This is a genomic window from Arthrobacter sp. NPDC058192, assembly GCF_042883665.1.
GTDB lineage: Bacteria > Actinomycetota > Actinomycetes > Actinomycetales > Micrococcaceae > Arthrobacter.
The window spans coordinates 1-25,761 of the sequence record NZ_JBHVVJ010000026.1 but is presented as its reverse complement, the minus strand read 5'-3'; the positions used below and the strand labels follow the sequence as shown (position 1 = coordinate 25,761).

The 25,761-nt window shown below is 63.9% G+C and carries 22 protein-coding genes and 2 pseudogenes; 18 read left to right on the top strand and 6 right to left on the bottom strand.

From position 1 onward, the window contains the following. The coding region (locus ACFVVK_RS19805) for a substrate-binding domain-containing protein (protein ID WP_390270995.1) at positions 1-674 on the bottom strand (674 nt) is incomplete at its 3' end. A gap of 285 nt (positions 675-959) precedes the next feature. Here ACFVVK_RS19805 and ACFVVK_RS19800 point away from each other — a divergent pair. From ACFVVK_RS19800 to ACFVVK_RS19760, 9 genes are all read left to right on the top strand, one after another. After that, positions 960-2,312: an NAD(P)H-dependent oxidoreductase gene (locus ACFVVK_RS19800; protein ID WP_390270993.1), complete on the top strand. Its 1,353-nt coding sequence runs from the start codon at positions 960-962 to the stop codon at positions 2,310-2,312. 94 nt (positions 2,313-2,406) lie between these two features. Next, complete coding sequence (locus tag ACFVVK_RS19795) at positions 2,407-3,441, top strand: DctP family TRAP transporter solute-binding subunit (protein ID WP_390270990.1); 1,035 nt, start codon at positions 2,407-2,409, stop codon at positions 3,439-3,441. A gap of 78 nt (positions 3,442-3,519) precedes the next feature. After that, entirely contained in the window at positions 3,520-5,439 is a 1,920-nt protein-coding gene (locus ACFVVK_RS19790) for a TRAP transporter large permease subunit (RefSeq protein WP_390270987.1), read from the top strand. A gap of 18 nt (positions 5,440-5,457) precedes the next feature. Further along, positions 5,458-6,348 (top strand): NAD(P)-dependent oxidoreductase, encoded by an 891-nt coding sequence (locus ACFVVK_RS19785; protein ID WP_390270984.1) that lies wholly within the window; start codon positions 5,458-5,460, stop codon positions 6,346-6,348. Positions 6,349-7,664: 1,316 nt separating this feature from the next. Further along, a complete protein-coding gene (locus ACFVVK_RS19780) occupies positions 7,665-8,222 on the top strand; it encodes a copper resistance protein CopC (RefSeq protein ID WP_390270981.1) in 558 nt (185 codons plus the stop codon). An 86-nt stretch (positions 8,223-8,308) separates the two neighbouring features. Further along, the gene (locus ACFVVK_RS19775; RefSeq protein WP_390270978.1) at positions 8,309-8,920 is read left to right on the top strand and encodes a hypothetical protein; all 612 of its coding nucleotides are present in this window, start codon (positions 8,309-8,311) and stop codon (positions 8,918-8,920) included. Positions 8,921-9,034: 114 nt separating this feature from the next. Further along, positions 9,035-9,811, top strand: a complete 777-nt coding sequence (locus ACFVVK_RS19770; protein WP_390270975.1) for a YcnI family protein — start codon at positions 9,035-9,037, stop codon at positions 9,809-9,811. A gap of 84 nt (positions 9,812-9,895) precedes the next feature. Beyond that, on the top strand, positions 9,896-10,459 hold the full coding sequence (locus tag ACFVVK_RS19765) for a PepSY domain-containing protein (RefSeq protein WP_390270972.1): 564 nt from the start codon (positions 9,896-9,898) through the stop codon (positions 10,457-10,459). After that, positions 10,456-10,836: a hypothetical protein gene (locus ACFVVK_RS19760; RefSeq protein ID WP_390270970.1), complete on the top strand. Its 381-nt coding sequence runs from the start codon at positions 10,456-10,458 to the stop codon at positions 10,834-10,836. The genes ACFVVK_RS19765 and ACFVVK_RS19760 overlap by 4 nt, the downstream gene beginning before the upstream one ends. Positions 10,837-10,879: 43 nt before the next feature. Here ACFVVK_RS19760 and ACFVVK_RS19755 read toward each other — a convergent pair. From ACFVVK_RS19755 to ACFVVK_RS19745, 3 genes and pseudogenes are all read right to left on the bottom strand, one after another. Next, a pseudogene (locus ACFVVK_RS19755) lies at positions 10,880-11,217 on the bottom strand (YnfA family protein); the annotation flags it as partial. 281 nt (positions 11,218-11,498) lie between these two features. Next, positions 11,499-12,128: a DUF1345 domain-containing protein gene (locus ACFVVK_RS19750; protein ID WP_390270967.1), complete on the bottom strand. Its 630-nt coding sequence runs from the start codon at positions 12,126-12,128 to the stop codon at positions 11,499-11,501. 1,081 nt (positions 12,129-13,209) lie between these two features. Next, a complete protein-coding gene (locus ACFVVK_RS19745; protein WP_390270964.1) occupies positions 13,210-13,470 on the bottom strand; it encodes a hypothetical protein in 261 nt (86 codons plus the stop codon). A 590-nt stretch (positions 13,471-14,060) separates the two neighbouring features. On the opposite strand from ACFVVK_RS19745, the gene ACFVVK_RS19740 reads away from it, so the two are divergent. After that, positions 14,061-14,444, top strand: a complete 384-nt coding sequence (locus ACFVVK_RS19740; protein WP_390270962.1) for a hypothetical protein — start codon at positions 14,061-14,063, stop codon at positions 14,442-14,444. A 604-nt stretch (positions 14,445-15,048) separates the two neighbouring features. Here the strand turns inward: ACFVVK_RS19740 and ACFVVK_RS19735 are convergent. Both ACFVVK_RS19735 and ACFVVK_RS19730 read right to left on the bottom strand, forming a co-directional pair. After that, positions 15,049-15,948, bottom strand: coding sequence for a helix-turn-helix domain-containing protein (locus tag ACFVVK_RS19735; RefSeq protein WP_390270959.1), 900 nt, complete (start codon positions 15,946-15,948; stop codon positions 15,049-15,051). Positions 15,949-16,376: 428 nt separating this feature from the next. Then, positions 16,377-17,651, bottom strand: coding sequence for an ROK family protein (locus ACFVVK_RS19730; protein WP_390270956.1), 1,275 nt, complete (start codon positions 17,649-17,651; stop codon positions 16,377-16,379). Positions 17,652-17,901: 250 nt separating this feature from the next. Between ACFVVK_RS19730 and ACFVVK_RS19725 the strand changes: the two genes are divergently transcribed. The 8 genes and pseudogenes from ACFVVK_RS19725 to ACFVVK_RS19690 all read left to right on the top strand — a co-directional run. Then, positions 17,902-19,038, top strand: a complete 1,137-nt coding sequence (locus ACFVVK_RS19725) for a Gfo/Idh/MocA family protein (RefSeq protein WP_390270953.1) — start codon at positions 17,902-17,904, stop codon at positions 19,036-19,038. Continuing rightward, the gene (locus tag ACFVVK_RS19720; protein WP_390270950.1) at positions 19,035-20,078 is read left to right on the top strand and encodes a Gfo/Idh/MocA family protein; all 1,044 of its coding nucleotides are present in this window, start codon (positions 19,035-19,037) and stop codon (positions 20,076-20,078) included. Before ACFVVK_RS19725 ends, ACFVVK_RS19720 begins: the two co-directional genes overlap by 4 nt. A gap of 26 nt (positions 20,079-20,104) precedes the next feature. Next, positions 20,105-21,262 (top strand): ABC transporter permease, encoded by a 1,158-nt coding sequence (locus ACFVVK_RS19715; protein ID WP_390270948.1) that lies wholly within the window; start codon positions 20,105-20,107, stop codon positions 21,260-21,262. A gap of 73 nt (positions 21,263-21,335) precedes the next feature. Further along, positions 21,336-22,331: a sugar ABC transporter substrate-binding protein gene (locus tag ACFVVK_RS19710; RefSeq protein WP_390270945.1), complete on the top strand. Its 996-nt coding sequence runs from the start codon at positions 21,336-21,338 to the stop codon at positions 22,329-22,331. Positions 22,332-22,422: 91 nt separating this feature from the next. After that, a complete protein-coding gene (locus ACFVVK_RS19705; protein WP_390270942.1) occupies positions 22,423-23,274 on the top strand; it encodes a TIM barrel protein in 852 nt (283 codons plus the stop codon). After that, complete coding sequence (locus ACFVVK_RS19700) at positions 23,267-24,121, top strand: sugar phosphate isomerase/epimerase family protein (protein WP_390270939.1); 855 nt, start codon at positions 23,267-23,269, stop codon at positions 24,119-24,121. Before ACFVVK_RS19705 ends, ACFVVK_RS19700 begins: the two co-directional genes overlap by 8 nt. Continuing rightward, positions 24,118-25,614: a sugar ABC transporter ATP-binding protein gene (locus ACFVVK_RS19695; protein WP_390270936.1), complete on the top strand. Its 1,497-nt coding sequence runs from the start codon at positions 24,118-24,120 to the stop codon at positions 25,612-25,614. Before ACFVVK_RS19700 ends, ACFVVK_RS19695 begins: the two co-directional genes overlap by 4 nt. A 26-nt stretch (positions 25,615-25,640) precedes the next feature. Continuing rightward, positions 25,641-25,761, top strand: a pseudogene (locus tag ACFVVK_RS19690) (sugar phosphate isomerase/epimerase); the annotation flags it as partial.

Here is a 25,761-nt window from a genome sequence, read left to right as displayed (position 1 = left end):
GTGGGCGGCTGCGGCATGGCGAGCAGCGAGCCGACGGCGTCGCCGCCGGCGTCCCCGCGGAACGGCACATCGCGAATCAGCAGGGGGTCAACCGGGAGGGACTCGCTCTGGTGCGCCGCGGTGTAGCCGCTGATCCTGGCGCGGCCCGTTGAGGTGCTCCGCGGCCCGGTGACGAGGGCCACCCGGGTGTGGCCCAGACCGATCAGATACTCCGTGGAGCGCCGGGCGGAATCGAAGTTTTCAATGCTGACGACGTCGGCGTCGCCGAGTTCCTCGATGGTGCGGTCAACGAACACCACGTTCACGCCGAGGTCCTGCAGGCGCGCCCACTTCTCGATGTTCCCGCCCGTGGGGGTGGCGATGACCCCGCTGACCGACCGGTCCAGCAACGTATCCAAGGACTCCGCCTCCAGGTGCGGATCCTCCTGGGTGGTCATTAAGACAACCTGCACCCCGTGGCTGCGCGCCTCCCACACGATGCGGTCCGCCAGGCGGGCAAAGAACGGGTTGGAGAGGTCCGTGACCACCAGCCCGATGGTGAGTGCATGGCCTGCGCTGAGCTCGCGGGCCGCGGCCCGGGGGCGGTAGCCCAGCTCATCAATGATCCTGAGGACTTCCTGCCGTTTTGCCGGCGCGACGGGGCCGGAGTCCGGATTCAGGACCCGGGAGACCACAGAGACCGAGACTCCCGCAGCCGCCGCGACATCGCGAATGGTTGGGGCCTTCTTCGCCGCTCCTCCTTGAGGTCCGCTATCGGTGGCTGATGACCGCGGGCTGTCTACCGCCCTGCAATCCTTGCCCGTTCGACTGCGTTCGATTGTGACTGTTGACACAGACTAACACGGACTGGTACAAATGTGGAACCGGTTCCACTCCGGTCCTAAACTCCATTCGCGACGACGACGTTGCTCCGCCTTCAGGCGGGGGGTCCGATGCGAACGTCAACCAGAGAGATCCCCATGAATCTTCACAAACTCCTCAGCGACCGCGAGCAGGAAGGCCGTCCCATCAGGGTTGGCCTGATTGGTGCCGGCCGTTATGGCACCATGTACCTGGCGCAGGCGAACAACATCCCGGGCGTCCACGTCGTCGCCATCGCGGACATCAACGTCAAGCGCGCAGAAGGCGCCTTCGATCTCGTCGGGTGGCCCAAAGACCAGATCGCACCGGACATCGCCACCGCCCTTCGGGACCGCTCCACGACGATCGTGGCCAGCGCGGACGAGCTCTTCGACGTCGACATCGACGTCATCGTGGAAGCGACGGGCAACCCCATCGTGGGTGTGAAGCATGCACTGCGCGCCATTGAAACGAAGAAGCACATCATCATGGTCACCGTGGAAGCGGACGCCCTGGCAGGTCCCGCCTTGGCCAAGCGTGCGGAAGCCGCCGGTGTTGTCTACTCGATGGCCTATGGCGACCAGCCGGCCCTCATCATGGAACTCGTGGACTGGGCACGCACCAGTGGTTTCGACGTTGTCTGTGCCGGCAAGGGCGCAAAGTACCTTGAGCACTATCACGAGATGAACCCGGACAACGTCTGGGAGAACTGGGAGTTCTCCAAGGAACTCACCGACTCGGGGCAGCTGAACCCGAACATGCACACTTCGTTCCGTGACGGCACGAAGGCTTCCATCGAGATGGCCGCCGTCGCCAACGGAGCCGGCCTGGTACCTTCTGACAACGGCCTGAGCTTCACACCGGGGAATGTCGAGGAAATCGCCACAATCTGCCGCCCCGCCGACGTCGGGGGAGCCCTCGCCCACGAAGGCAGCGTCGACGTCATGTCCAGCGTCAACCGTGACGGTTCCTGGATCCCCCACAACACCCAGGAAGGCGTCTTCGTCGTCGTCAAGGCCACGAACGACTACGTTTCCGGCTGCTTCAACGAATACCCGTGGCATCCGGACCCCACCGGCCAGTATGCCGCCCTGTACCGCCCGTACCACTACGTGGGCCTGGAACTGAACATGTCCATCGCCAACGCCGCACTTCGGGGGATCTCCACCGGCTCGCCCATCGGTTTCTTCGGCGACGTCGTCGCGACGGCCAAGAAGGACCTCAAAGCCGGCGAATTCCTCGACGGCGAGGGCGGATACACGGTCTGGGGCAAGCTCGTTTCGGCCAGGCACTCCGTCGCAACAGGGGCCCTCCCCGTCGCACTGGCCCACCACGTGGAACTGCGCAACGATGTCGCCAAGGGCGACATTGTTGGCTGGGACGACGTCATTATTGATGACTCCCTGGCCCAGGCCCTTGAACTGCGCCGCGAAACCGAAGCACTCGTGACGGAATCGGCCCTCAGCGCCTGACGCTCCCCGCACTAAACCGGGCGCGGCTATGAACTTCATGAGATGTCGTTCACGCCTCCGGAACCAGACTCCTTCCAACGAAGAAAGGCATCGCATGAAATCCAAAACCCGCGCCCTCACCGGAGTGCTGGCCTGTACCTTGGCCGCCACGCTCCTCGCCGGCTGCGCCTCAGGAGCGCCCGGCTCCTCCGGCGGCGCACCGGCGAAGATCCAGCTGTCCATCCCGGACCCGCTGACCTCGTCCGTCGGCGTTTCCGCCCAGCACTTCGCCGATGAGGTCAAGAAGACCTCCAACGGATCGGTCGTCGTCACGGTCGTTCCCAACGGCACGAGCTTCAGCGGCGACCAGAATGCAGCCGTCACCCGCCTGCAGGGCGGCTCGCTCGATGCCCTCATCCTCTCGACCTCCGTGTACGCCTCCGTGGTGCCGGAAATGAACGGCATCAGCATCCCCTACCTCTTCAAGGACACCACCGAGGAAGCGGCGTTCCTGGCCGGGAAGCCGGGCCAGGCACTGAAGGAAAAGCTCGCCGCCAAGGACACCGTCGCGTTGTCATTCCTTACCCGCACCGGCCGCGAGATCACCAACTCGGTACGCCCCATCGAGAAGCCGGCGGACCTGAAGGGCATGAAAATCCGTGTCCCCGGCAACCCGCTCTGGACCGACTTCTTCGGAAAGCTGGGCGCAAGCCCCACCACCATGGCCTTCTCCGAGGTCTTCACCGGCCTGCAGACCGGAACGATCAACGGCCAGGAAAACCCGATCGAGGTGCCCTGGACCAATAAGTTCTCCGAGGTGCAGAAGTATGTGTCGATGACCAACCACATCAACGACGCCTGGGTGCTCGCCCTCTCGTCCAAGAAGTGGGACGGGCTTTCCGCGGACCAAAAGAAGGCCCTCACTGACGCCTCGACCGAAACAGCGACGTTCAAGACCGGCTACGACGCCGAACAGTCCAAAAAGCAGCTGGACGAACTCAAGGCCAAGGGCATGACGGTCAACGAGCTCAGCGCCTCGGGCCTAGAAGAATTCAAGGCCACCTCCAAGAGCCTTTACCCGCAGTTCTCCGGGCTGATCGGCAAGGAATTCTTCGACCAGGCGATCGCTTTCACAGCCTCCTCCAAGTAGCCCATACGGGCCGGGGCGCCAGTGGCGCCCCGGCCCGCCCGCAACATCCCGCTCTCAATGTCGAAAGTCTGGAAGAACATGAAACGCACGCTCGCTCCCGAGGAACTCGAGGAGGTCATTCCGTCCGACGCGGAAGAAATCCTGCACCACGGCCACGTCCCGCCAGGCTGGAGCGGCGCCGCGTGGCTCGACAAGGCCCTGGAATGGGTCGTGGGTGCGGCCATCCTCGCCGAACTTGTCGTCATCCTGCTGAACATCGCGGTCCGGGTCGTCACTGGTGATTCAGTGCTCTGGACCCAGGAAGTGTCGGAAATCGCGCTCCTGACCATTGCGTTCATCGGCGGAGCCATCGCGTATCCCAAGGGTGCGCACATGTCGGTGCAGGCACTCATCATGCGGCTGCCCGCAGCGTGGAAGCCGTATCTGGCCGCCCTGGTCGACTGGCTCGTCTTCGTCATGAGCGCGGGCGCGTTCGCCCTGTTCGTGCCAACCCTGGCCCAGCAGATTGAAGAAAAGACCCCGATCCTGCAGCTGCCCGTGTTCTGGGTCTCGATGCCGTTCTCTATCGGCATGGTGCTCATCGCGTGGTTCGCGCTCGTCAAGCTCTGGCGGCAGGACCGCCGGCCTGTTCTGGCCGCCGCCGGCATCGCCGCGGCGATGGTCGCCGTCGTCGTCCTGGCCCCGCCCCTGTTCTATTACGCATCGCCGAACGTCCTCCTCGGCGTCGTGCTCGCCGTGCTGTTCCTGCTGCTCTTCCTTGGCCTCCCCATCGCCTTTGTCCTGGCCCTGGCCTCGGGAATCTACCTGTACCTGGGCGGCATTTCCGACGTCAGCGCCATCCCGATCGGCATGGCCTCGGGCGCCAAGGGTTTCGTGCTGCTGGCCATCCCGTTCTTCATCCTCGCCGGCACGGTCATGAACTCCGCCGGACTCACCCTGCCCCTTGCCAAGCTCGTCGACGCCCTGATCGGCCACCTGCGCGGCGGCCTGCTGCAGGTGGTAGTGGTCACCATGTACATCTTTTCCGGCATCTCCGGCTCAAAAGTCGCCGATGTCGCGGCCGTCGGCACCACCATGCGCGGCATGCTTGAAGAGCGCAAATACCCCCGCGGCGAAGTGGTGGCCGTCCTGTCGGCCTCGGCCATCATGGGCGAAACCATCCCGCCCAGCATCGTCCTGCTCATCCTCGGATCCATCACCACCATCTCGACCACCACCCTGTTCCTGGCCGGCTTCGTTCCCGCGGCCTTCCTTGCCCTCGTCGTCATGGCCCTCGTCTTCCTTCGGGCCCGCAAGCAGGGCGGCGTCGCCAGCCCCAAGGCCACCTGGCGGGCACGCGGTTCCGCAACCTTCTTCGCCCTGCCCACCCTCCTCCTGCCAGTCGGCATGGTGGTGGGCATCCTCAGCGGCTTCGCGACCCCGACGGAAGTCTCCTCGGTCGCCGTCGCCTACGCCTTCGTGTTGGCCGCCGCCTACCGGCGGGGCAACAAGAAACTCCTCGGTGACACCCTGCGCGAAACGACGACGACGGCGGGCATGGTGCTCTTCATCATCGCCGCCGCCTCGCCCCTGGCCCAGACCCTCGCCCTCGCCGGCGTCTCGCAGCAGATCCACGACCTCATGTCCGGACTCGGGGACTCACCGGTCCTGTTCATGCTCTTCACGGTCATCCTCCTCGTCATCATGGGCCAGCTGCTCGAGGGCCTGCCGGCGGTGCTCATCTTTGCCCCGCTGCTGCTGCCGATCGCCACCGACTTCGGCGTCAACCCGGTGCAGTACGCCATGGTGCTCATCATCTCCATGGGCATCGGCTCGTTCGCGCCCCCGGCCGGCGTCGGCTTCTACGTCGCCTGTGCCACCGCCCGCGAAACCGTGGAAAACAGCCTGAAGCACTTCTGGCCGTACCTCATCGCCCTGTTCATCGGGCTCCTCGTACTGGCCGCCGTTCCCTGGTTCAGCACCTTCCTCCCCGCCCTCGCCGGGCTCATCCCCTTCTAATCCAGGAGACACACAACGATGGAAGTTTCTTCCGCCGGACTGCCCGCGTCAGTGGCCCTGCTGGGAACAGGGCCCATGGGCGCCCCGATCGCCCGCAACATCATCGCCGCGGGGGTGCCCCTGACGCTCTGGAACCGCACGGCGGAAAAAGCCCACGCAATTGGCGGGGGCAGGGTGGCCGCCTCCCCGGCCGGCGCCGCGAGCGAGGTCGTGCTGACCGTATTGCCCGACCTGCCCCAGGTGGTAGCCCTTCTTCATGGTGAAGAAGGGCTGCTGGCCGGGTGGAAGACGGCCGGCATTGACCATCCAATCCTCGTGATTCACGGGACGGTGTCACCGGTGGCGGTCGCAGAGTTCGCCGACGACTGCCTGCGAAACTGGGGCCTGACCGTCGTGGACGCACCCCTCAGCGGCGGCACCATCGGCGCGGAGGAGGGCCGGCTGAGCATCATGGTTGGAGGCCCCCACGGAGCAGTGGAACGTGTTACACCGCTATTCGCGCTGTATGGCTCGACGGTCGTGTGGTTCGGCGATACCGGTGCGGGCTCGACCGTGAAGGCATGCAACCAGATCGTGGTGGCTGCCACCGTAACGGCCCTTGCCGAGGCGATGGCCCTCGCAAGCAGTACCGGTCTGGACCTCGAGAAAGTGCAGTCCGTGCTTTCCGGCGGTCTCGCCAATTCGGAAGTGCTGGCGCAAAAGGGACAGAGATGGATTGACGCCGACTTTGAGGGAGGCGGATCCGCCAAGAACCAGCTCAAAGACCTCAGGTTCATCACCGAGACTGCCGGGCATAAAGGGCTGAAACTTCCATTAGCCACGTGCCTGGAAAACGCATTCGAAAACATGATCGAAGCCGGCGACGGCGACCTGGACCACACCGGTATCTACCGGACCATCCGCACTTAGTTCTGAAATTCAGGACTGTTACGAGGGATCGTCAAAGGGGACGGCCAATAGCCTACGGCATGGCGAGAGTCTGCCTGCCTCACTCGGCCGAAGTTCCGGACTTGGTGAAACAGCACAAGATATGTCCAACGTCCGGCCCTAGATGCGAGCAAAGGCTGAACATTTACCTCAGGTGCCGGTATCTCTTGCCACAGGGGGAGTGTCCGGTTAACCGTGCCACCGTTAAACGGACGCTCCCCGCCATTTCGATGCGGAGTGCGGAGTGCGGCCGGAGGGGGGTGCTCGAGCGGCCAACATGGGGATGCGTACATTGTCCACACTTCGGCCTTCGGATCGGGTCGTAGGTGGGTCGGATCGGACCGGTTTCCGCATGTTTCCGCGGAAGTCCAGTGTTTGCACGGGAGGGAATGCAGTTCGAGTCCCACCTCGGGCACAGCATATCCCCTCGTAAGAGGGGTTTTGCTTTAACGTGCGTACATTCCCATGGTTGGTCCCTCTGACGCTGTTCTTCGGCACGTGCCTGCCCGCCGCGGTGGCCTGTGTAGTTGTGTGCGTGGCGGGTTCAGGGTCTTGGCTCGTGGGCCCTCCGCTTGCTGGGATCTGGGGTTTTCTTGATCTCCTTACTGGTTCGGGATCGTGGCCGTGGTTGGCGTTTTTCCTATCCATGTCGTGGCGATGTGGGGATGACATGACTTAGGGGAGTTTCTTGGAGAAGTTTCCCCTTGATTCACTCAGTTCCACTGAGCCGGGGAAGGTTTGGAGGCCCTTTTGTTCGGCCAAAGGTGGTGTGTGCGGTGTACACACCTGTGTCAGCAAAATGATGCCGCTGCCGTGGGCGGCTCTCTCCTTGCTTCGTGGTGATGCGACTTCATGCAGGTGCGAGTTCGGTGTGGCATGACTTTCCGGCTGGTTCCTGCCCGCTTTGCTGCGGAGGCAGGTTTGGCTGCCGCTCTAACTGCAAGGACCGGCACGAAGCCTCTGACTTGCGCGGACTGTATCGGAGTCGTCCACGGCAAGGCGGCGTGCGGGATCTGAGTGTTCCGCCGTCGGCGCTCCTGCTCCAGGGGATCCGTCAGCCGGCGGCCTGATGCGGACGGGGGATTGGCCGGGAATTTTGAGCGGACAGTCATCGTCGTGTTGGGGCATTTGCGGTCCAAGGTTTGTCGCGGGTGTGCGTGGATATTCTGTGGTCGGCGACCGGGTGCTGGGTGCAACGGCCGGAAAGTGGCACCCGTCATCGCCGGTTCCACCTTGTAGCAGCGACGTGGCTTGATGACAGGGGGTTGGCGGTGAATGTCGGATTCGCAGGTGCGCTCATGCGGTCCGCTGCGGCGGGAGCGCTCGTGGCCGCCCTCGCGACTGCCCTTGCTCCGGCCGCCCCGGCCATGGCCCACGACGCGCTCGAGGGGACCGAACCGGCCAACGGTTCCACTGTCGCGTCCGTTCCGCCAACCATCCGGCTGACGTTCATGCACACCCCGATTGCCATGGGCTCCCTGATCCTGATTAAGGACGAGGCTGGGACGAACCAGTCCGAGGGCCCGCTCGCCGTCGTCGACAATCATGTCACCCAGGCTGTGAAAGCCGGCGCCCCCGCCGGCCGCTACATGGTCGTGTGGCGGGTAGTGTCCGCGGACTCCCACCCGATCGAAGGGACCTTTTCCTTCACCGCCGGCGCAGGCGGGCCAAAAGAGCGGCCCGCCACGGCTCTCGTCCCTGCATCTTCGGCTCCGGCCCCGAAATCCGGGGCAACGGTGGCGCCACCGTGGGGCCTGGCCGTCGGCGGGGCCGTGCTGGCTGCGGGACTGGCCGGGACCGCCGTTCACGTTCGCCGCCGGCTGGGCGTGCACGGCACCGACGGACGCGTGTCATGAACGCCCTGCGGGGGTCCCCCGACGCCGTTCGGTCCGTAAAATTTGAAACCGGCCTTGCCCCTGGAACCCGGAAAGGACCGCCCACAATGACGCGCGCCTCTTTCCGGCTGTTCCGCACCGGGTTGATCGGCTCCATCATCGTGGCGCTGGCGGCCGGCGGTCACCTGGCCGGCGGCGGCCACGTGCCGGACCCGGCGATCATGACGGCGCTGTGTGCCGTGGCGCTGGTCCCGGTGGCGGTCCTGACCCGCTTCCGGCTGTCCTTTCCTGTCCTGACCGGGCTGCTCGGCGCAGGTCAGGCCTGGCTGCATTGGTCGTTCAGCGCTCTGACCGCCGCGGCGCCCGTGAGACTTCCGGACCCGGGAACCTACGGCCATGCCGGACACACGGCCACGGGTCTCGCCCCGGGGCTGGTGGAGCAGGCCATGCCGGCAACGTCCGGGGCCATGGACGCGGCCATGTTCGCCGCCCACGCCGTGGCCACCCTTGGCACCGCGCTGCTGCTGGCCCGCGGGGAACGGGCACTGTCGGCGCTGATCTCCTGGCTGCGCCCCCTCGTGCAGCTGCCGAGGCCTGTCACCGTGGTGCCGGCCCGCGTCCCCGGAGCGCGCATAGCCCACCAGGCGCTCCCCGTGGACCGGCTTAGCCGCCGGCTCCCGGCCCGGCGTGGCCCTCCCGCACCCGCGCCGGCCACCTGACGAACCCCTTTCACACGGACAGGGGAGGGCAGGCGGCCACCTGCTGCTATTCCCGGACGGACACCGTTCCGGCCGGTCCCTGACCCAGTTCTTCTTGTGAAAGGCACAACTGCCATGCAAACCTCCTTCCGCCGTACCCTCAAGACCGCCGCAGCCGCCACGATGACCGCCGGCCTGCTCGCCGCCGGCGCCGCGGCCGCGTCGGCCCACGTCCACGTCGAGTCCGATGACCCGGCCGCAGGGGGCTACAGCCACCTGACCTTCAACGTCCCGAACGAATCCCCTACGGCCAAGACCAGCAAGCTCGAAGTCACCCTGCCCACCGACACCCCGTTGACTTCGGTGTCGGTCAAGCCGATCGAGGGCTGGACCGCCGTGGTCACCACGGGTGATCTGCCCAAGCCGGTCACGGTTGCAGGTGCCACCGTGACCAAGGCGCCCCGCTCCGTGGTGTGGACCGCCGACGCCGCCCACCAGATCGGGCCGAACGAATACCAGGCGTTCTCCCTCTCCGTGGGTGTCCTGCCGGACGCGGGGACCACCGTGGTTCTGCCCGCGGCCCAGACGTACACCGACGGGACCGTGGTCAAGTGGGACGAGAAGGCGGTCGAGGGGCAGGCCGAGCCCGAGCACCCCGCCCCGTCGTTCGTGACCACGGCCAGGGACGCCGACACCGCCGCCGCGCCCACAGCATCCGCCGCCCCCGCCGCAGTCCCGGCAGCGGCAGTGGCGGAACCGGCAGCGTCCCAGGCGCCGGCCGCCGCCCCGGTCGCGAGTACGTCCGATAACAGCGGCTCCACAGCGGGCTGGTTCGGGCTTGCCGCCGGCCTGATCGGACTCGCCGCCGGCGTCACCGCGCTGGCCCGCACCCGCCCGACCAAGGTTAAATAAACCGCCGCTAGAGCCTCCTGCCGGACACCCCGAAGACCCCGCCGGCCCGCCGGTGACGGGTGCCTTTGGCGTACCCTCCGGCCCATGACCACCAGACCCGCCGCGCCAGGGTGCTGGCACAGCCGCGCCGCACGGCGGACACCGACGTTGAAAGACCAAGACCATGACTCTCCTGACAGACCCCCTGCACCGCTGCAGGACACACCACCAGCCGACCCACGCACCACAGCCCCGGCGGACAGTGGATGGTTCCGCGCGTTCCTGCTGCGGATCCACTTCTACGCCGGCATCCTCGCCGGGCCCTTCCTGCTCATCGCGGCCATCACCGGCGGCCTCTACGCCGTGAGCCCGCAACTGGAACAGGCCCTCTATTCCCGTGAGCTGCACGTCCCCGCCGTGTCGCAACCGCCACCGCTCTCCGGCCAGGTCCAGGCCGCGGTCGACCACGCCGACGGCGCGGCCCCGGTTGCCGTCCGTCCGCCCGGCCCCGGGCCGGAAGACACCGCCCGGGTGCTGTTCGCCGACCCGGCCCGGGGCGAGTCCCAGTACCGGACACTGTTCGTTGACCCGGGAACGGGGGAATTCCCCAGCCCTCCCTCGCCCTGGTCTTCCTTGCCGGCACCGTCATCGGAGTCCTGGGCGGCATGATCGGCCTAGGCGGTGCCGAGTTCCGGCTGTCCCTGCTCATCGGGGTCTTCGGCTTCGCGGCCTTGCAGGCCATCATCGTGAACAAGGCCATGAGCCTGACCGTTGTCATCGCCGCTCTGCCTGCCCTGCTCTTCGGCGTCACGCTGGCAGACCTGTCGACCTATTGGTTCATAGGCCTGAATCTCTTGGCCGGCAGCCTCATCGGTGCCTGGATCGGAGCCCACTGGGCCACCCGGCTCAAGTCCAATACGCTCTACGGCGTCATCGCTGTCGTGCTCGTCCTGATCGCGGTGCTGTTCGTCACGCACTTTTCCCCGTTGATCTGCTCAACATTCCCGCCGGGCCACGGGAGAATGTTTCCAAGTCCTCTGCCCTGAAGCTCAGCTTTGACACTTCCACTATGCAAGCATCATCCGGCTGGCCAGCGTTGCGCGGGGCGAACATGATCACGGCAACGCCGAGCAGACAGATTACGGAACCCATGACGTCCCATCGGTCGGGCCGGAATCCGTCGAAGACCATGCCCCATGCCAGTGAACCAGCCACGAACACTCCGCCGTATGCTGCCAGAACTCGGCCAAAGTTCGCGTCGGGCTGCAGGGTCGCGATGAACCCATAGATCACTACTGCGGCGATGCCTAGGCCGGCCCACCACTCCAGCCGCGGTCTCCCCGGACGGCCAGCCACACGAGCCAGGCGCCGCCGATTTCAGCGATGGCAGCCAGGATGAACAGCAGCACGGACTTTGCAATGGTCATGGCCTCATCCGGTCCCTGGTTAGTAGAAGTGGACTTCGATGCCTGAACTCGTGGCAGTACCCAGACCGGGTTTGCTGGTTGCGGCGCGGGCCGTTCATGGGGTGGTGACGGCCGTACCAGCCAGGCGTTGGATCAACGCGAGCCCGGCCGGTGTTCCTTCGACTGAGGCGATGAGCTGCCGCCGTTTCATCTCAGCGTCGATGAACAACCCATGCAGTCCCGTCGTCGCACCGCCGCCGATGCGGTTGAGCAAACAGTCCGGCGGGAACCTCGTGGTTCCGTCAACTGGACTGGCCGAGGCTGACGACGAGGTTGATCGCCACTGCGACCACGAAGGTGCCGAAGAAGTAGGAGAGCAAAGCGTGCCCCAGGGCGATCCTGCGGGAGGGAGTGGATGACTCGTTCACATTGCTCGCGCTGTATGCCATGCCGATAGAGAATGCTGCGAAGGCGAAGTCGCTGTACGACGGGTCCTCGTCCTGGTTAAAGCGGAAGCGATGGCGGTCGTCGTGGTAGTACATCCGAGCGTACTTGAACGCGAAGACAGTGTTGACGAGAGCCCATGCGACCACCACGCCGAGAGCCGCCAGGAGCGCCGCGGCCACGCCGATGGGGTCCTTCTGCTGGCTGCGGATCAATGCAAAGACGACCGCCACGAGACTGACGAATGTCGCGCCTGTGATGAGGGAGTCAACGAGCCGTCGAGACCGACCTTCCTGACGGGCGAGTTCACCCGTGGCCTCCGGACCAGCTGGCCACGCCTTAGCCCACGCCCAGGCCAGGAAGACGCAGCCGGCGACAGACCATCCGATCAAGGGCGCGAGTTCGGGAGCACCGAGCAACGCCGGAACAAGTGCGATAACGAGGCCGATGACGGCCGAGACTAGAGCCTTGCGATCTATGTGCGACATTGAAGAAGTTGCCCTCCAGCCTCGATTAACCGTGAAGGGTCCGATTGCCCGCCGCCTGGGGCACAGCGAATCTCAACATCACGGAATACCTCAGGACCTACGGTTTCCCTTGTGTTCACAAGGAACCGGGGGTTCACTGCCCCCGATTCTACGCGGACGCTCGGGTCCTTGATTGATTTCAATGAGCATTTGCCGATCTCGACGAGTGGGACTACGTACTCGGCAGAGGGTCCGCCGAATTTACAGCCCGATTCTAGGACTAGCCGAATCGGCCGTGCACTTACGTACGTCCTTGCCTGGGAAACCGTGGAGCCGTACAAAATTGGTGGTGTGTACTAAGTACACACTTTGGGCTTCGGTCTGCGTCGTATGTGGGTCGGATCGGGCCGGATTCGTTATGTTTCCGGGAGTTCCCAATGTTCGCAAGGGCTGGAACCCCGTTCGAGTCCCACCTCGGGCACAGTGTTTCCGCAGGTCAAAGGCCTGTTTTCTCTTCGGGTCAAGGATCCCTTGGGCCACACGGCTCAGAAGGACCCCTTGTGCACGGGCGGGGTGATCATGACTTGCAGGGCGCCTCTTTCCGTCACGTGCAGCCGTTCCATGGGCACCGGCTTTCCCCGCGCGTCCGGCACGGCCGACGACTTTCCACGAAGATTCGCCGCAGATCGTGAGCGGTGAAGGTTAGCTCCGTCCCGTCGATGTCTCTACAGTCCGCCTTTACTGCCGTTGCCCGGAGCAGAGTCCGGGCACGGCCGTAGACATCACGCGGGGTGTTCCGCCAAGCCTCAGCTGGAATAGGTGGGGGAGCTTGGGGCCCCAGCTGAGTTCCAGCGGGTCGAAGGGGCTCCGGAGGGGGAGTGTGTCGTCCGGTCCCTTAACCCGCCGGATGGGTGCCAGGACGGAGCCCAGTTCTAGGGAAGCGGGAAATAGCCGTCCCTGTCGGTCTTGGACGAGGCGGCCTGCAGCAGAACAGTCGCTTCACCGCCGGGTGGGGTGGAATGCAGCGCCGAATGGACGGGTGAGTCAGTTCGACGAGTTCTTCAACCCCCAGCCCTGTCAGGCGGAGGACCTCCAGGACCGCCTAGCTCCAGAACGCTGTCTCCTCAGCGCGGCGCAGCCGGGTGACTGTGCCCGTCTCCAGGTCTTCCACTGAGGGCCACGCGTTGTTCCGATAGTGGCGGCGGACCACGCGGCGGTACGTCTTCCCATGAAGGCTTAGGAGTTCACCCTCGGCGGTCCGGGATGCTGCGTGGAGAAGTGCGGCCGTTTCGTTGCGTTCCTGCTCGGCCGCAGACGCCAGTGCGTTGAGCCATGGCGCCAAGGTGCGGGTTCGCTGATGCATGCGGGATGCCTGTGGTGCTTTGTTTTGCCAGCTCGATTGTTTCAGCGGCGGTAACGGGGGACGGGCAGGCCCAGGCCGCCCACCGTTCGGGTTCGGGGTAACCGCCCGCTGGGCAAGATCGAGATAGAACCCTCGTTCCGCGATCAGATGGGCGAAGTAGTCGCGGCGTTCACGGCCGTCGGCGAGATGCCGAAGCCGGTGTTTCCACGCCGCGGCGGTGTCGTGCGAGTCTGATGCCGTCCCTTCGTGGATGATGGCGTTCAATATGGACCCAGTTTCTGACCAGCATCCGCGCCAGACCGGCCAGGGAGGAGTAATCGAGAGTTGCAGCCCTGTCCGGGAGGTTGTCGATGAAGAGCGAGCGAACATGCGGCGTGGTGATGCCGTGCGGATCGACGAGCTGGGGGATGGTGAGTGGTCCCTTCCGCAGCAGCGCTCGGTACCTCCTGTACCTGGGGTAGTTAGCCCCATCCCGGGATCCCGAACCGAACGTAACGGCAGCCCACCATGCGGAACACGATGAACTCTGCGTCCGGACTTCCACGGTCAGGGGCCACCCTTGCTGGCAGGATCTACATTGAGGAGCGCCAATGTCGTGGTTCCGATCTTTCATTCGCCGGCACCTGGTGGCCGATGACGCGGCAACCCAGTACTCCCGCCTCGACCACTTCGATGGCTTGAAGGAAACTCCGGTGAGCTCCCCGACATCAGGCGAGAAGGCAGCAACGGCCCAAGCAGACGTCCCCAAGCCGGACGCCCAGGATGAGACCCTCGCTGCAATCCAGGCCCGGGCAGCAACGAGTCGGTCCATGGCCTCGGCCGACGCCGACGCGCTTCTCGCCATTGTGCGGGACCAGCAAGGACGGCTCGACCGGGTGGCCGACTTGGCCCGGTACTTGGACACCTTAACTCCCGGCGCCCAGCGTTACGCCGAACTTATCCGTGCCGCGCTCGCCGAAGGCGAGGAGGCATAGTCGGTCGCGTGATCGATGTGCACCGCCTGGTCTTCATGACCCACAAGCCGGCCCAGGCCCGCCCGGCACCGGAGCGTCAGTCGCCGTCTTTGCGCAGGCGGGCAGAATGAGCCTCACACGGCAAGCATTGACGCACAGCCCAATCGTCCAGACAGCATCTGGACGATTGGTAGCCGGCACGTCCAGTGACCGGTGGTAGTCCCTCACCCTCCAGTTGATCTGCGTTTCGGACGCCTACTGTCAGATTGGCATCGAGACTGTTCGCCGGTGGTGTCGGGAGTGGCCTAACGGGCCCTATCCTGCCTGACGTCAGGCTGGGGTGTACTTCAAGCTGTTGTTTGCTCAACTGCAACGCAGCCAGCCCGCAAGCGGCTGGGTGCAAGACCTGATCAATGAGGCATTAACCGTCATTTGGAAGCCTCACGCCCATTTCCGGAGTAGTGTCTTGCCGCCTTGTCTCTCAGGCGGCTGCTGCTATGACTGTCGTCAAGCAGTGTTGCAGCACAGGTGAAAGTTGGACATGCCCTAGCCGATAGGTCGGACCGGGGTCTAAAAGGGCTCGGATGTCGCCTATTGACGCTTCCAGCGCGGTTGCGGTTAGGCGCTAGGGGACCAGCGACTCCCGCAGTTGTTGCAGCGCAACACGAACTCCAGTCTCGGATCGGTGGATCTCCCTCACATTCATCCCGGTAAACTCTTTCACCGCACGGCGCATGCTTTGCACGTTGGTGAATCCACACGATGCCGCAATTTCTGAGTAGCTGATTCTTCGGGAGTCGTCCTGAAGGAGGAGCTCCAGCAGTTTGCGCGTCCTCAAGGCGCGTATACGCTCACCCAAGTGAAGTTCTTCATTCTCGAAAAAGTAGAACAGGGAGCGACGGGAGAGATTGAACTTATCGGCGACCAGAGCCACATCGAGATTGGGGTTCTCGTAACTGGCATCAAGGTATTTCTTCACCGCCCGGCTTAGGGCCGGCTTCTGCGCCTCATCGTCGACCGGCGTTTCGAGCAGGGAGCCCACCAGAGATGCCATCACGGACCGGAGAATGTCTGCGGTTGCCGATGCTTCACGATCGATACCTGGCTGCTTCCAACTCATTAGCGCAGGGATCACGAAAGTGCCCACAATTGGGTGCTTCGCGAGGTCAGGCAGGCGAAGCAGGGAGCGCAGTTCGGCCTGGCTCACATTCAGGCTGCTGCGGTCGATGTTGAGCTGAAGGGCGTGGAAGCCTTCGGGAGCATCGAAACTTCCGCCCAGCGAAGTATCGATGAACCTGACGGAGCCGGCTGATACCGGTTCAGGCACGCCGTCGAGAGCGAGGATTAGTCCCGGCGCCTTGCGGAAGTAGGCCAGACGCAGGTCCGCGGCGTCGGGATTCGGAGCCCACGAGCCCAATGCGGGCCCGTTGAACATTTCTATGAGGCTGAAGCCCGGCCCGTTGAGATTAAGGGCGGCAGGATTGAAAGACACAGGAGTCTGACGTCCCGACTTTTCCAACCGCATCGGGGTTTCCACGGCACTGCCGTACCATGCCCGCCAATGTTCAAACCTTTGTTCGGGATTGAGCCCCTCCGGCACTACATATCGTCGCAGGCGGCTGCTGTTCCCGTTTCCAGGTCGAGGCATTCCATCCTCCTTCTGCAGCTGGACCACTCTGGCGGTCTGGGGAGCAGCCGCGACGCCTTGAGGAAGGGGTTGCGGTGCTCGTAAGACCGGCCGAAAGGACGTCCGCTGTTAGGCTTATTTTACGTGTCTAGCCCTTGGTTGGCGCTGGTGAATTCGTCGTACAGGCACCCCGCACGACGAGTATCGTTGTCACAAGGCCTGGGGCAGCATGCCCTTGAAGAGCGCGGGTGCTTGGGAGAAGCGACCCAATCCACCGCTTTCCACCCTGGTGCGGCTGTCTTCCGCGTCTTTATTCGGAGACGTGGTCAAGGAAATGCGTCCTGCAACTGTTTGGCCGTCACGTCAGGGAGCGGTTGGGATGTCTGGGCGACATGCTCCACTTTCTGGAGATCGTGAGTATCTTCGTCTCCGCCGGAGTTCAGCCTGGTTACGAGGTCATTGACTCGGTGAGGGGCGAGGGCATATTCAATGGCCAAGATGCTGGCACCAACCACTCCGGCTTTCTGCCCGGTTTCGGATTGGGTGATATTCAGGTGCTGGGTCGCCAACGGTGTTGAGCGGGCGTAGACGGTTTCGCGGATCCCGGCGATCAAATGTTCTCCGGATTGTGCAAGCGATCCGCCCACGACAATCAGAGAGGGGTTGATGAAGCTGACACACATGTTGAGCATTTCTCCGATGTCGCGCCCGGCCTGGCGGACGGCTTGAATCGCGGCCAAATCACCGGAACGGACGAGTGTGACGACGTCGCTTGCGGTGGTTGCTTCGAGTCCGTTTTCGCGGAGTTGCGCGGCGATGGCGGGGGCGCCCGCTATCGCCTCCAGGCAGGCACTCTTGCCGCAGCGGCATAGAATTCCTGCCCCTCTGGAAACAGCAATATGGCCGACGTCTCCAGCGACCCCTGCCGCGCCTCGCTGCAGTATGCCTCCACTGACCACCCCCGAGCCGATACCGGTGGCGACTTTGAGGAAGATCATGTTGTCCTCATTGGGCCAGCGCGTCGCCCGCTCCCCGAGGGCCATGAGATTGACGTCGTTATCGACGAGGACGGGAACGTCAAAGGTCCTCTGAATGTAAGCGGGGACATCGAATCCGTCCCATCCGGGCATGATCGGGGGGCTGATCGGCTTTCCGGTGGAGTGTTCTACCGGTCCGGGCAGCCCGATGCCAACGGCGAGGACATCCGCTGCCGGGCGCTTCATCGCTTTCAAATGGCCGGTCAGCGTCATCGTTAGCCAGTCCAGAACAGGCTCCGGTCCGGACGAAATCTCAAGTCGTTCAGTGGTTTCCATGAGCACCCTTCCCGACAGGTCCGTGAGAGCCATGGTCGCGTGTGTGGCGCCGACGTCAGCGGCGGCGGCCAACCCTGCACCCGGGTTGAAGGCCAGTCGTGCTGAGGGGCGGCCTCCGGTGGAAGGCGCACCCGATACGGGCGCAACCAGTTCCAGTCTTAGGAGCGGCTCAAGTCGGGAACTGATGGCACCTCGTCCCAAGCCCGTTATTCCGGCCAGGTCCGCCCTGGTTCGCGGGAGTCCGTCCCGCAGGATATGCAAAAGTTCGCCGGGGCCGCCGTTATCCATGTCTCTCCATTTCGGGGCTCGAAAGAGGTGAATGGTGAGACTCAGGTCTTGAAACATCAGGCTCACACGACCCCGAAGGGCCCTTATCTTCACCCAGTGTCAGGCGCCTGCACGGTCCCGTCCACCCGTCAATGCCCGCAGCATCAAAAAGTGCAACTTCGGTGAGCAATCCATGCCCAGCAGCGTCAAAAGGTGCAGACTTTTGCCGGGTGACTGACGAAAGCCCTGTGGGCCGTGTCACTGTTTCGGCATGGAAAACCACAGAACCACGACAGCCCCCTCCCGGTTACGGGCCGGGTTCGTCGGTGCCGGGTTCATGGCAGAGGTGCACAGCCGGGCCGCCCGTGCTGCCGGGGCGGAAACCGCCGGCATCGCGTCCTCGAGCCCTGCCAGTGCCGCCCGCGCCAAGGACCGTCTGGGCATCGCGCAGGCTTATGCCTCCGTCCAGGACCTCATCGAGGACGATGCGATTGATGTCATCCACGTGTGCACCCCGAACGCCACCCACGTAGCCCTGGCGGAGGCCGCACTTGTGGCCGGTAAGCACGTGGTCTGCGAGAAGCCTCTGGCTACCAATGTGCAGGATGCCGCCCGTCTGGTGGAGCTGGCCGCGACCGCCGGAACCGTCGCGACCGTTCCCTTCGTCTACCGGTTCCACCCCATGGTGCGGGAAGCCCGGGAACGCATTGCCTCCGGCCAGACGGGGCGGATCTCCACCATCCAAGGGTCCTATCTTCAGGACTGGCTGCTGTCCCGGGACGACGACAACTGGCGGGTGGACGCCGGCCTCGGCGGGCCGTCACGGGCGTTCGCTGACATCGGCTCCCACCTGTGCGACCTGATCGAATTCGTCACCAATGACCGGATCACCCGCATTGGCGCTCTTAGCCGAACCCTGTTTACCGGCCGGGCCAACCACGAGGACGTCCAGACGGAGGACCTCGTGGCGGCGGTATTCGCAACTGATGCCGGCGCTGTGGGAAACCTTCTGGTCAGCCAGGTCGCACCGGGCCGGAAAAACCGGCTGATGATCGAGATCTCCGGCACCGAAAGCAGCGTGCAGTTCGACCAGGAAGCACCGGAGACATTGTGGCTAGGCAAACGGGCCGGCTCCCAGCTGCTCGTCCGCGACCCGGACGCCCTGTCCCCGGACGCAGCCCGGCTGTCCGTCCTCCCCGCCGGGCATCCACAGGGCTATCAGGATGCCTTCAATGCATTCGTCGCCGATACCTACGCCGCCATCGGCGGGGAAACCCCGGAGGGTTTGCCCACATTCCGGGACGGACTCCGGGCCGCCGCCCTTACCCAAAGCATCCTCGAATCCAACACAAGCGGTCACTGGACCGATGTTCCAGACATCAAACAATTAGAAGGAGTGCAGCAGTGAAAATCATCCAGGTAGGGCTCGGCGCATGGGGCGCTTCGTGGCTGAACGTAATTCACCAAAGCAAGACCTGGGAACTGGCCGGCGTTGTCGACGTCAACCCGGACGCCGCTCGGGCCGCAGCTGAACAGTATGGAATCCCCGCCTACGCCACTATCGAAGAAGCTTTGAACCACAAGGAATCCTTCGACGCGGTCCTGGTCATCGTTCCACCCGAATACCACGCCGCTGTGGCCGTCCCGGCACTCGAAGCCGGTGTGCACGTGCTGATCGAGAAGCCCCTCGCACACAACCTTGAAGACGGAATCCGCATCATCGCAGCGGCGGAGAAGTCCGGCAAGCAGGCCATGGTGTCCCAGAACTACCGCTTCAAGCGCGCCGCACGTACCGTCCAGCGCCTCATCAGCGAAGGGGTCATCGGAGACCTCGAGCACGTCTTCATCGACTACAAGAAGAACCCGCCATTCGAAGGCTTCCGGCTCGAAATGGATGAACCCCTCATCGTGGACGCGATGATCCACCACCTGGACCAACTCCGCGGCATCGTCGGGGTAGAGCCCACTGCCGTGCGTGCACGGTCCTGGAACACTGGCACCTCGAGGTTCAAGGGGAACGCCTCCGCCGTCGTGCAGTTCGACTGCGACAACGGTGCCCGCGTCGTATACACCGGCTCGTGGAGCTCCTACGGTCCGCAGACCAGCTGGGACGGCGACTGGGAAATCCAGGGCAGCAAGGGCGCCATCACGTGGAAGAACAACGAGGTGACCATCAACTTCGCCTCACTGTTCGACACCGTATTCCTCGCCGGCGCGGTGGAACGCTCCGGCGTCATGCACGTCGACCTGGATCCCCTGCCGGTCGAGGAACGGCTGGGAACACTGGCTGCGTTCCGCGACGCCATCGGAACCGGCCAGAAGGCTGAAACGGACGTCACGGACAACATTCAGAGCCTGCAGCTGGTCATGGCCACCGCCGACTCCGCCCGCCAGGACGGTGCGCCCATTTCCTTGAAGACCAACGCCGAGCTCTTCGGCAGCAACTAGCACTTCCGACCCGAGGAAGTGTCGAAATGACTGGAGAAACAACCATGCAGCCACAAACGGCCACCGGCTCCGCCGGCACGGTTAACAGCAAGGCTGGCCCCGGCAAGTCCGGGGACGAGACCCGACCAAAGCTTTCCGGTGTCGGCAGCTTCATCGGCGCGCAGGGTCTGCTCGTCGTCGTCCTGCTCTTCGGTGTACTGCTGACCTTCCTCAGCCCGGTGTTTCTGACCCCGGTGAACCTGGTCAACCTGCTCTACCAGTGCACCATCCTGGGCGTATTCGCCATCGGCATGACCTTCGTGATCCTCACCGGCGGCATCGACGTCTCGGTAGGATCCACCGCGGCCCTGGCCTCCGTGCTGTCCATGGGCGTCATCGTGAAGATGAACATGCCAGCCGAAGTCGGCCTCCTTACCGGCCTGGTCGTCGGCGGGGTGGTGGGTGCCCTGAACGGGCTGATGGTCACGAAACTGGGAATATCCCCGCTGATCGCAACCCTTGCTACCTTGTCCGCCGGATCCGGCATCGCCTTCGCCTACACCGACGGCGGCAACATCACCCCGGTTCCGAAGCTGCTGACCAACATGGTCAGCGCAAAAATCGCCGGGATCCCCTTGCTCATCCCGGCGGTTCTGCTGCTGGCCTACCTGGCACACCTGGCGCTGACGCGCACGACGTACGGGCGGTCCATCTACGCCGTTGGTGGCAACAAAGAAGCTGCACTGCTGGCCGGTATCCGGGTGGACCGGGTGACCATGAACGCCTACGTCATCGCCGGCCTCTCAGCCGGCATGGCAGGCCTGCTGCTCACCGGCCGCCTGGCCTCGGGCAGCCCGCGTGCCGGCGACGGCATCGAACTGACCATCATCGCGGCCGTCGTCATCGGCGGTACCAGCCTCTTCGGCGGCCAGGGCAATATCAAGGGCACGCTCCTGGGCGTGTTGCTGATCGCCATGGTCTCGAACGCCGTGAACCTTCTCGGCATCCCGTCCTCCTACGACAAGATCGTCCAAGGCGTCGTCATCTTCGCTGCCGCCGCCCTGGACGTCTACCGCTACAAGTACGTCAAGCGGAACCTCTCGAGGAAACGCAAGATCGGACCCCCGCCCGCCACAGACCAGAAACCGGTGAGCCCCACGGTGACCGAATCCGGGCAAGACCAGACGGCCGGGACACCTGCCTAGCCTTCCTCCGTAGGACCGCGAGGCTGTACGTCCGGTGCACGCATCGAAAATAACCAACAGAAAGAGCAAGTCAATGAAGACCTCACCCAAATTGGCGATCCTTGCAGCAGTCTCCGCCGCCACGATAGCCCTCAGCGGTTGCGGCGCGTCCGCCGCTTCAGCTCCCCAAGGCGACAGCGGCGGAGCCAAGCCAAAAAAGATCGCAGTACTGCTCTACAGCCAGAGCTTTGAATTCATGGTAGCCCTCGGTCAGGGCATCAAGGACAGGGCCAAGGAACTGAATGTCGACGTGACGGTCCTAGACGCCAAGGGTGATTCCAGCACCCAGATTAGCCAGATCCAGGACCAGCTCGCCAAGGGCGTGGACGGCATCGTCCTGAGCCCGAACAACTCGGCAGAACTCGCCCCCGGGGTGCAGATGATCCACGACGCCGGCAAGACGGTCACCACGGTTGACTCGGTGATTCCCGGTGACGTCGCCGACGCCGCCGTTGCCTTCGACAACAAGAAGGCCGGAAAGCTTGGCGCCGAAGCGCTGGCCAAGCTGATGGGGAATAAAGGGACGGTACTCGAATACCAGGGGGCGAAGGGCGCCTACCACGCGATCCTCCGCGGCGAAGGCTTCACCGAGGGCATCAAACAGTACCCCGATATCAAAGTCATCTCCCGCGACGCGCAGTGGACGGCCGACAACGCCCTGTCCCTGACGGTGGACAACTTCACCTCGGATCCGAGCATCAGCGGACTCTTTAGCCACAACGACGAAATGGTCCGCGGCGTTGTCTCCGGACTCTCGCAGATCAACAAGGCCGCCCCTGTCGGCGCAGCCGGCCACATCCCGCTCGTCGGAGTGGACGGTACCCCGCTGGCACTTGACCGCATCCGCAAGGGCGTCCAGGACGCCACCATGGACCAGAACCCCTTCAAGATGGGGGCCCTCGCCCTTCAGGCCGAGGTAGACCTTCTGGACGGCAAGCAGGTACCGAAGATGCAGCTGACTGACACCCAGCTCATCACCAAGGAAAACGTCGATGACCCCAAGCTCTGGGGAAACATCTTCAAAAACTAGGGCCAGTACGGCTCAACCAACCCGTCCGGGCCAGGCGCCACTGTCTGGCCCGGAGCAGCACCAACGCGTACTTCACACCAAGGAGAGATAAGTGTCCCGCTTCAAGTATTCCTACAACGCCATCGTTTACTACCAGGAAGACATCGCCAAGGGAATCGACCGCGTCGCCCGCTACGGCTACGACGCCATCGAACTCGTCGGAGAACCCGCAACCCACAACGTCGAAGAGATCAACAAGCTAACGAAGGATGCCGGCATCGACGTCAGCTCCATCTGCAGCATCTGGTTCGGCGAGGAACGCGACCTGATCAACCCCAGCGCAGCGAACCGGCAGAAGGCCTTGGACTACGGTAAATCCGTCGCCGACTTCGCCGCCGGGGTCGGTGCCCCGACCATCATCGTCGGACCGTCACCGGTCGGCAAGACCGAAGCGTTGGCCAGCGATGAACAGGAATGGGAATGGGCTGTGGAGAACGTCCGTGCACTGGGCGAGTACGCCGCCAGCGTGGGCATCAACATCACCCTCGAACCGTGGAACCGCTACGAGACGCACTTCCTCAACCGGCTTGACCGGGCCGTGGAGCTCCTGGACGCGACAGGTCTGAAGAACGGTGGTGTGCACGGCGACCTCTTCCACATGAACATTGAGGAAGACACCATCCACGGGGCCTTCGCCCGCGCCGGCAGCAAGGTCAACCACGTCCACCTCGCAGACTCGAACCGTGCCGCCCCCGGTGTAGGACACATCGACTTCCGCCCGACCCTGCAGACACTCAAGGACATCAACTTCGACGGTTATCTGACCTTCGAACTCCTTCCCGCCGCATCAAACCCGTTCGCGATGATGGCACGCGGCGGCCACCTGGAGTTCCTGGACCCCTACACAGAAAAGGCCATCAACGAGATGAAGAAGCTGGAACAGGAGCTGTGGCCCAATGAGTAAGTACGAATTCGGCGTCAGCACCTTCATCCTGGTCTCACCCTTCACCGACCAGGACGTTGACCAGTTCGACGTTGCCAAGGAAATGGGATACGACCTCATCGAGGTCTGCATCGAAGACCCTGCCGTGGTCAGCGCGGAAGCGCTCAAGAAGGCCTCCGAGCGCACCGGACTGCCCGTGTCCATCTGCGGGGCGTTCGGACCGGACCGGGACGTCTCCCATGAGGACCCCCAGAAGCGGCGGCTGGGCATCGACTACCTGAAGCTGTGCGTCGACATCGCCCAGGCAGTCGGATCCCCGCACGTGGCCGGCCCGATGTACTCCGCCACCGGCAAAGCCAGGCTGCTTTCCCCGGAAGAACGCCAGCAGCAGCGCCAGTGGGCGGCCGACAGCCTCCGGGAAGTGGCAAACTACGCGGCCGAACGGGGCGTCACCCTCGCCATAGAACCGCTCAACCGCTTCGAAACCGACCTGGTCAACACCGTCCAGCAAGGTCTGGAACTGTGCGAATTGATCGGCCGGGACAACGTGGGCCTTATGCTCGACACATTCCACATGAACATCGAAGAGAAGAACATCGGTGAAGCCATCACGTCAGCCGGTGACAAGGTTTTCCACTTCCAGGTGTCCGAAAACGACCGCGGAACGCCGGGCAGCGGCCACGTCCCCTGGTCTGAAACCTTCGAGGCGCTGAAGTCGATCGATTACCAGGGCTCCATCGTCGTGGAGTCCTTCCTGCCCACCGTTGAAGAAATCGCCAAAGCCGTGTCCCTGTGGCGCCCTGTGGCACCGTCCATGGACGCACTGGCCCGTGACGGACTCACGTTCCTGAGGAGGGAACTGCCGTGACCGAGAAGCCCGGAGGTGCTCCGGCCGTCGTCGAAGCACGCAACCTCGTAAAAATGTTTCCGGGCGTCGTCGCCCTCTCCGGCATGAACTTTGAGCTTCATGCCGGAGAGGTGCACTGCGTTGTCGGCGAAAACGGCGCCGGAAAATCGACTCTGATCAAGACACTGAGCGGGTTCTACACCCCTGACGAAGGCGGCGTCTACGTCGACGGCCAACTCATGCACGCCAGCACGGTGGCATCCAAGGCCGCGGGCATCGCCACGATCTACCAGGAACACAACCTCGTGCCGGACCTCTCAGTCGCAGAGAACATCCTTCTCGGCAACTGGGGCGGTAAAAAAGGATTCCTCTCCCGGCGCGACATCCGCAAACGCGCCCGGATAGCCCTCGACCAGGTCGCCCCGCACCTCAACCTCGACACCCCGGCCATGGCCCTGTCCACCGTGGATGGCCAGATGGTAGAAATCGCCCGTGCCATGGCCCAGGACGCCAGGGTCATCATCATGGACGAACCCACTACCGCCCTGACCGAGCACGATGTGGACAGACTGTACAAACTGGTCAAGGAACTCCGTGCCAACGGGATGGCCATCCTCTACGTTTCCCACAAGCTGGAGGAAGTTTTCACCCTGGCCGACAAGATCACCGTAATCCGCGAAGGCAAGACCGTCGCATCCTCCATCCCGGCGGACCAGCTCGACGCCCGCTCCGTCGTGCAGCTCATGGTCGGCAAGGACGTCGATCTCTACGAGCATATTCCCCGAGAACGCGGCCATTTGGTCCTGGAAGCCCGCGGCCTGAGCCGCGCAGGTGCCTTCGCGGACGTGGATCTGCAACTGTACGCAGGCGAAATCGTTGGATTGGCCGGACTCGTCGGCGCCGGCCGTACCGAGGTCGCGCGCTGCATCTACGGCGCCGACAAGGCCGACGCAGGAACTGTCGAGATCGGCGGGCGAAAGCTTCGCCTGAAGGATGCGACATCGGGGATCGCAGCGGGAATCGCCCTTGTCCCCGAGGAACGGAAGCTGCAGGCCATCATCCCTATGCTGTCCATCCGGGAAAACACCACGCTGACACTCCTGAAGCAGGTCAGCCGGTGGGGAGTGCTGAAGCGCGGCTATGAAAAAACACTGGTCGGCAAATACATCAGGGAACTCGATGTGCGGACCCCGTCGGCCGAAACTCCGATCCAGTCCCTGTCCGGCGGAAACCAGCAAAAGGTCATCATCGCCCGCTGCCTGGCCAGCAATCCCAAGGTATTGATCCTGGACGAGCCGACCAAGGGCATTGATATCGGCGCGAAGGCCGAGATCCATCGCCTGATTGAACAACTCGCCCGCCAAGGGGTGGCGGTGCTCGTTATCTCCAGCGAACTCCCCGAACTGCTCGAACTCTCCGACCGGGTGATGGTCATGCGGGCCGGCCGGGTCGTGACGGAGCTGGACAAGGCCCAGGCAACCAAAGAGAACGTCATCGCCTACGCCGCGGCGTAAGCCCTCCTCCCAGAACGGAAACCATCATGATCGATCAACAGACCCGGCCGTTCACCCTGTTCACCGGCCAGTGGGCCGACCTGCCCTTCGAGGAAGTCGCCAAGCTCGCCTCCGGCTGGGGCTACGACGGCCTGGAAATCGCGGTGT

Bases quoted from the DNA above. Each gene is read 5' to 3' on its own strand.
- ACFVVK_RS19700 (WP_390270939.1), top strand. From the start codon at position 23,267: ATGAGTAAGTACGAATTCGGCGTCAGCACCTTCATCCTGGTCTCACCC.
- ACFVVK_RS19740 (WP_390270962.1), top strand. From the start codon at position 14,061: ATGTCGTGGTTCCGATCTTTCATTCGCCGGCACCTGGTGGCCGATGAC.
- ACFVVK_RS19785 (WP_390270984.1), top strand. From the start codon at position 5,458: ATGGAAGTTTCTTCCGCCGGACTGCCCGCGTCAGTGGCCCTGCTGGGA.
- ACFVVK_RS19730 (WP_390270956.1), bottom strand. From the start codon at position 17,651: ATGGATAACGGCGGCCCCGGCGAACTTTTGCATATCCTGCGGGACGGA.
- ACFVVK_RS19750 (WP_390270967.1), bottom strand. From the start codon at position 12,128: ATGTCGCACATAGATCGCAAGGCTCTAGTCTCGGCCGTCATCGGCCTC.
- ACFVVK_RS19800 (WP_390270993.1), top strand. From the start codon at position 960: ATGAATCTTCACAAACTCCTCAGCGACCGCGAGCAGGAAGGCCGTCCC.
- ACFVVK_RS19745 (WP_390270964.1), bottom strand. From the start codon at position 13,470: ATGCATCAGCGAACCCGCACCTTGGCGCCATGGCTCAACGCACTGGCG.
- ACFVVK_RS19710 (WP_390270945.1), top strand. From the start codon at position 21,336: ATGAAGACCTCACCCAAATTGGCGATCCTTGCAGCAGTCTCCGCCGCC.
- ACFVVK_RS19795 (WP_390270990.1), top strand. From the start codon at position 2,407: ATGAAATCCAAAACCCGCGCCCTCACCGGAGTGCTGGCCTGTACCTTG.
- ACFVVK_RS19790 (WP_390270987.1), top strand. From the start codon at position 3,520: ATGAAACGCACGCTCGCTCCCGAGGAACTCGAGGAGGTCATTCCGTCC.
- ACFVVK_RS19780 (WP_390270981.1), top strand. From the start codon at position 7,665: ATGCGGTCCGCTGCGGCGGGAGCGCTCGTGGCCGCCCTCGCGACTGCC.
- ACFVVK_RS19725 (WP_390270953.1), top strand. From the start codon at position 17,902: ATGGAAAACCACAGAACCACGACAGCCCCCTCCCGGTTACGGGCCGGG.
- ACFVVK_RS19765 (WP_390270972.1), top strand. From the start codon at position 9,896: ATGACCACCAGACCCGCCGCGCCAGGGTGCTGGCACAGCCGCGCCGCA.
- ACFVVK_RS19775 (WP_390270978.1), top strand. From the start codon at position 8,309: ATGACGCGCGCCTCTTTCCGGCTGTTCCGCACCGGGTTGATCGGCTCC.
- ACFVVK_RS19735 (WP_390270959.1), bottom strand. From the start codon at position 15,948: ATGCGGTTGGAAAAGTCGGGACGTCAGACTCCTGTGTCTTTCAATCCT.
- ACFVVK_RS19760 (WP_390270970.1), top strand. From the start codon at position 10,456: ATGATCGGCCTAGGCGGTGCCGAGTTCCGGCTGTCCCTGCTCATCGGG.
- ACFVVK_RS19770 (WP_390270975.1), top strand. From the start codon at position 9,035: ATGCAAACCTCCTTCCGCCGTACCCTCAAGACCGCCGCAGCCGCCACG.
- ACFVVK_RS19715 (WP_390270948.1), top strand. From the start codon at position 20,105: ATGACTGGAGAAACAACCATGCAGCCACAAACGGCCACCGGCTCCGCC.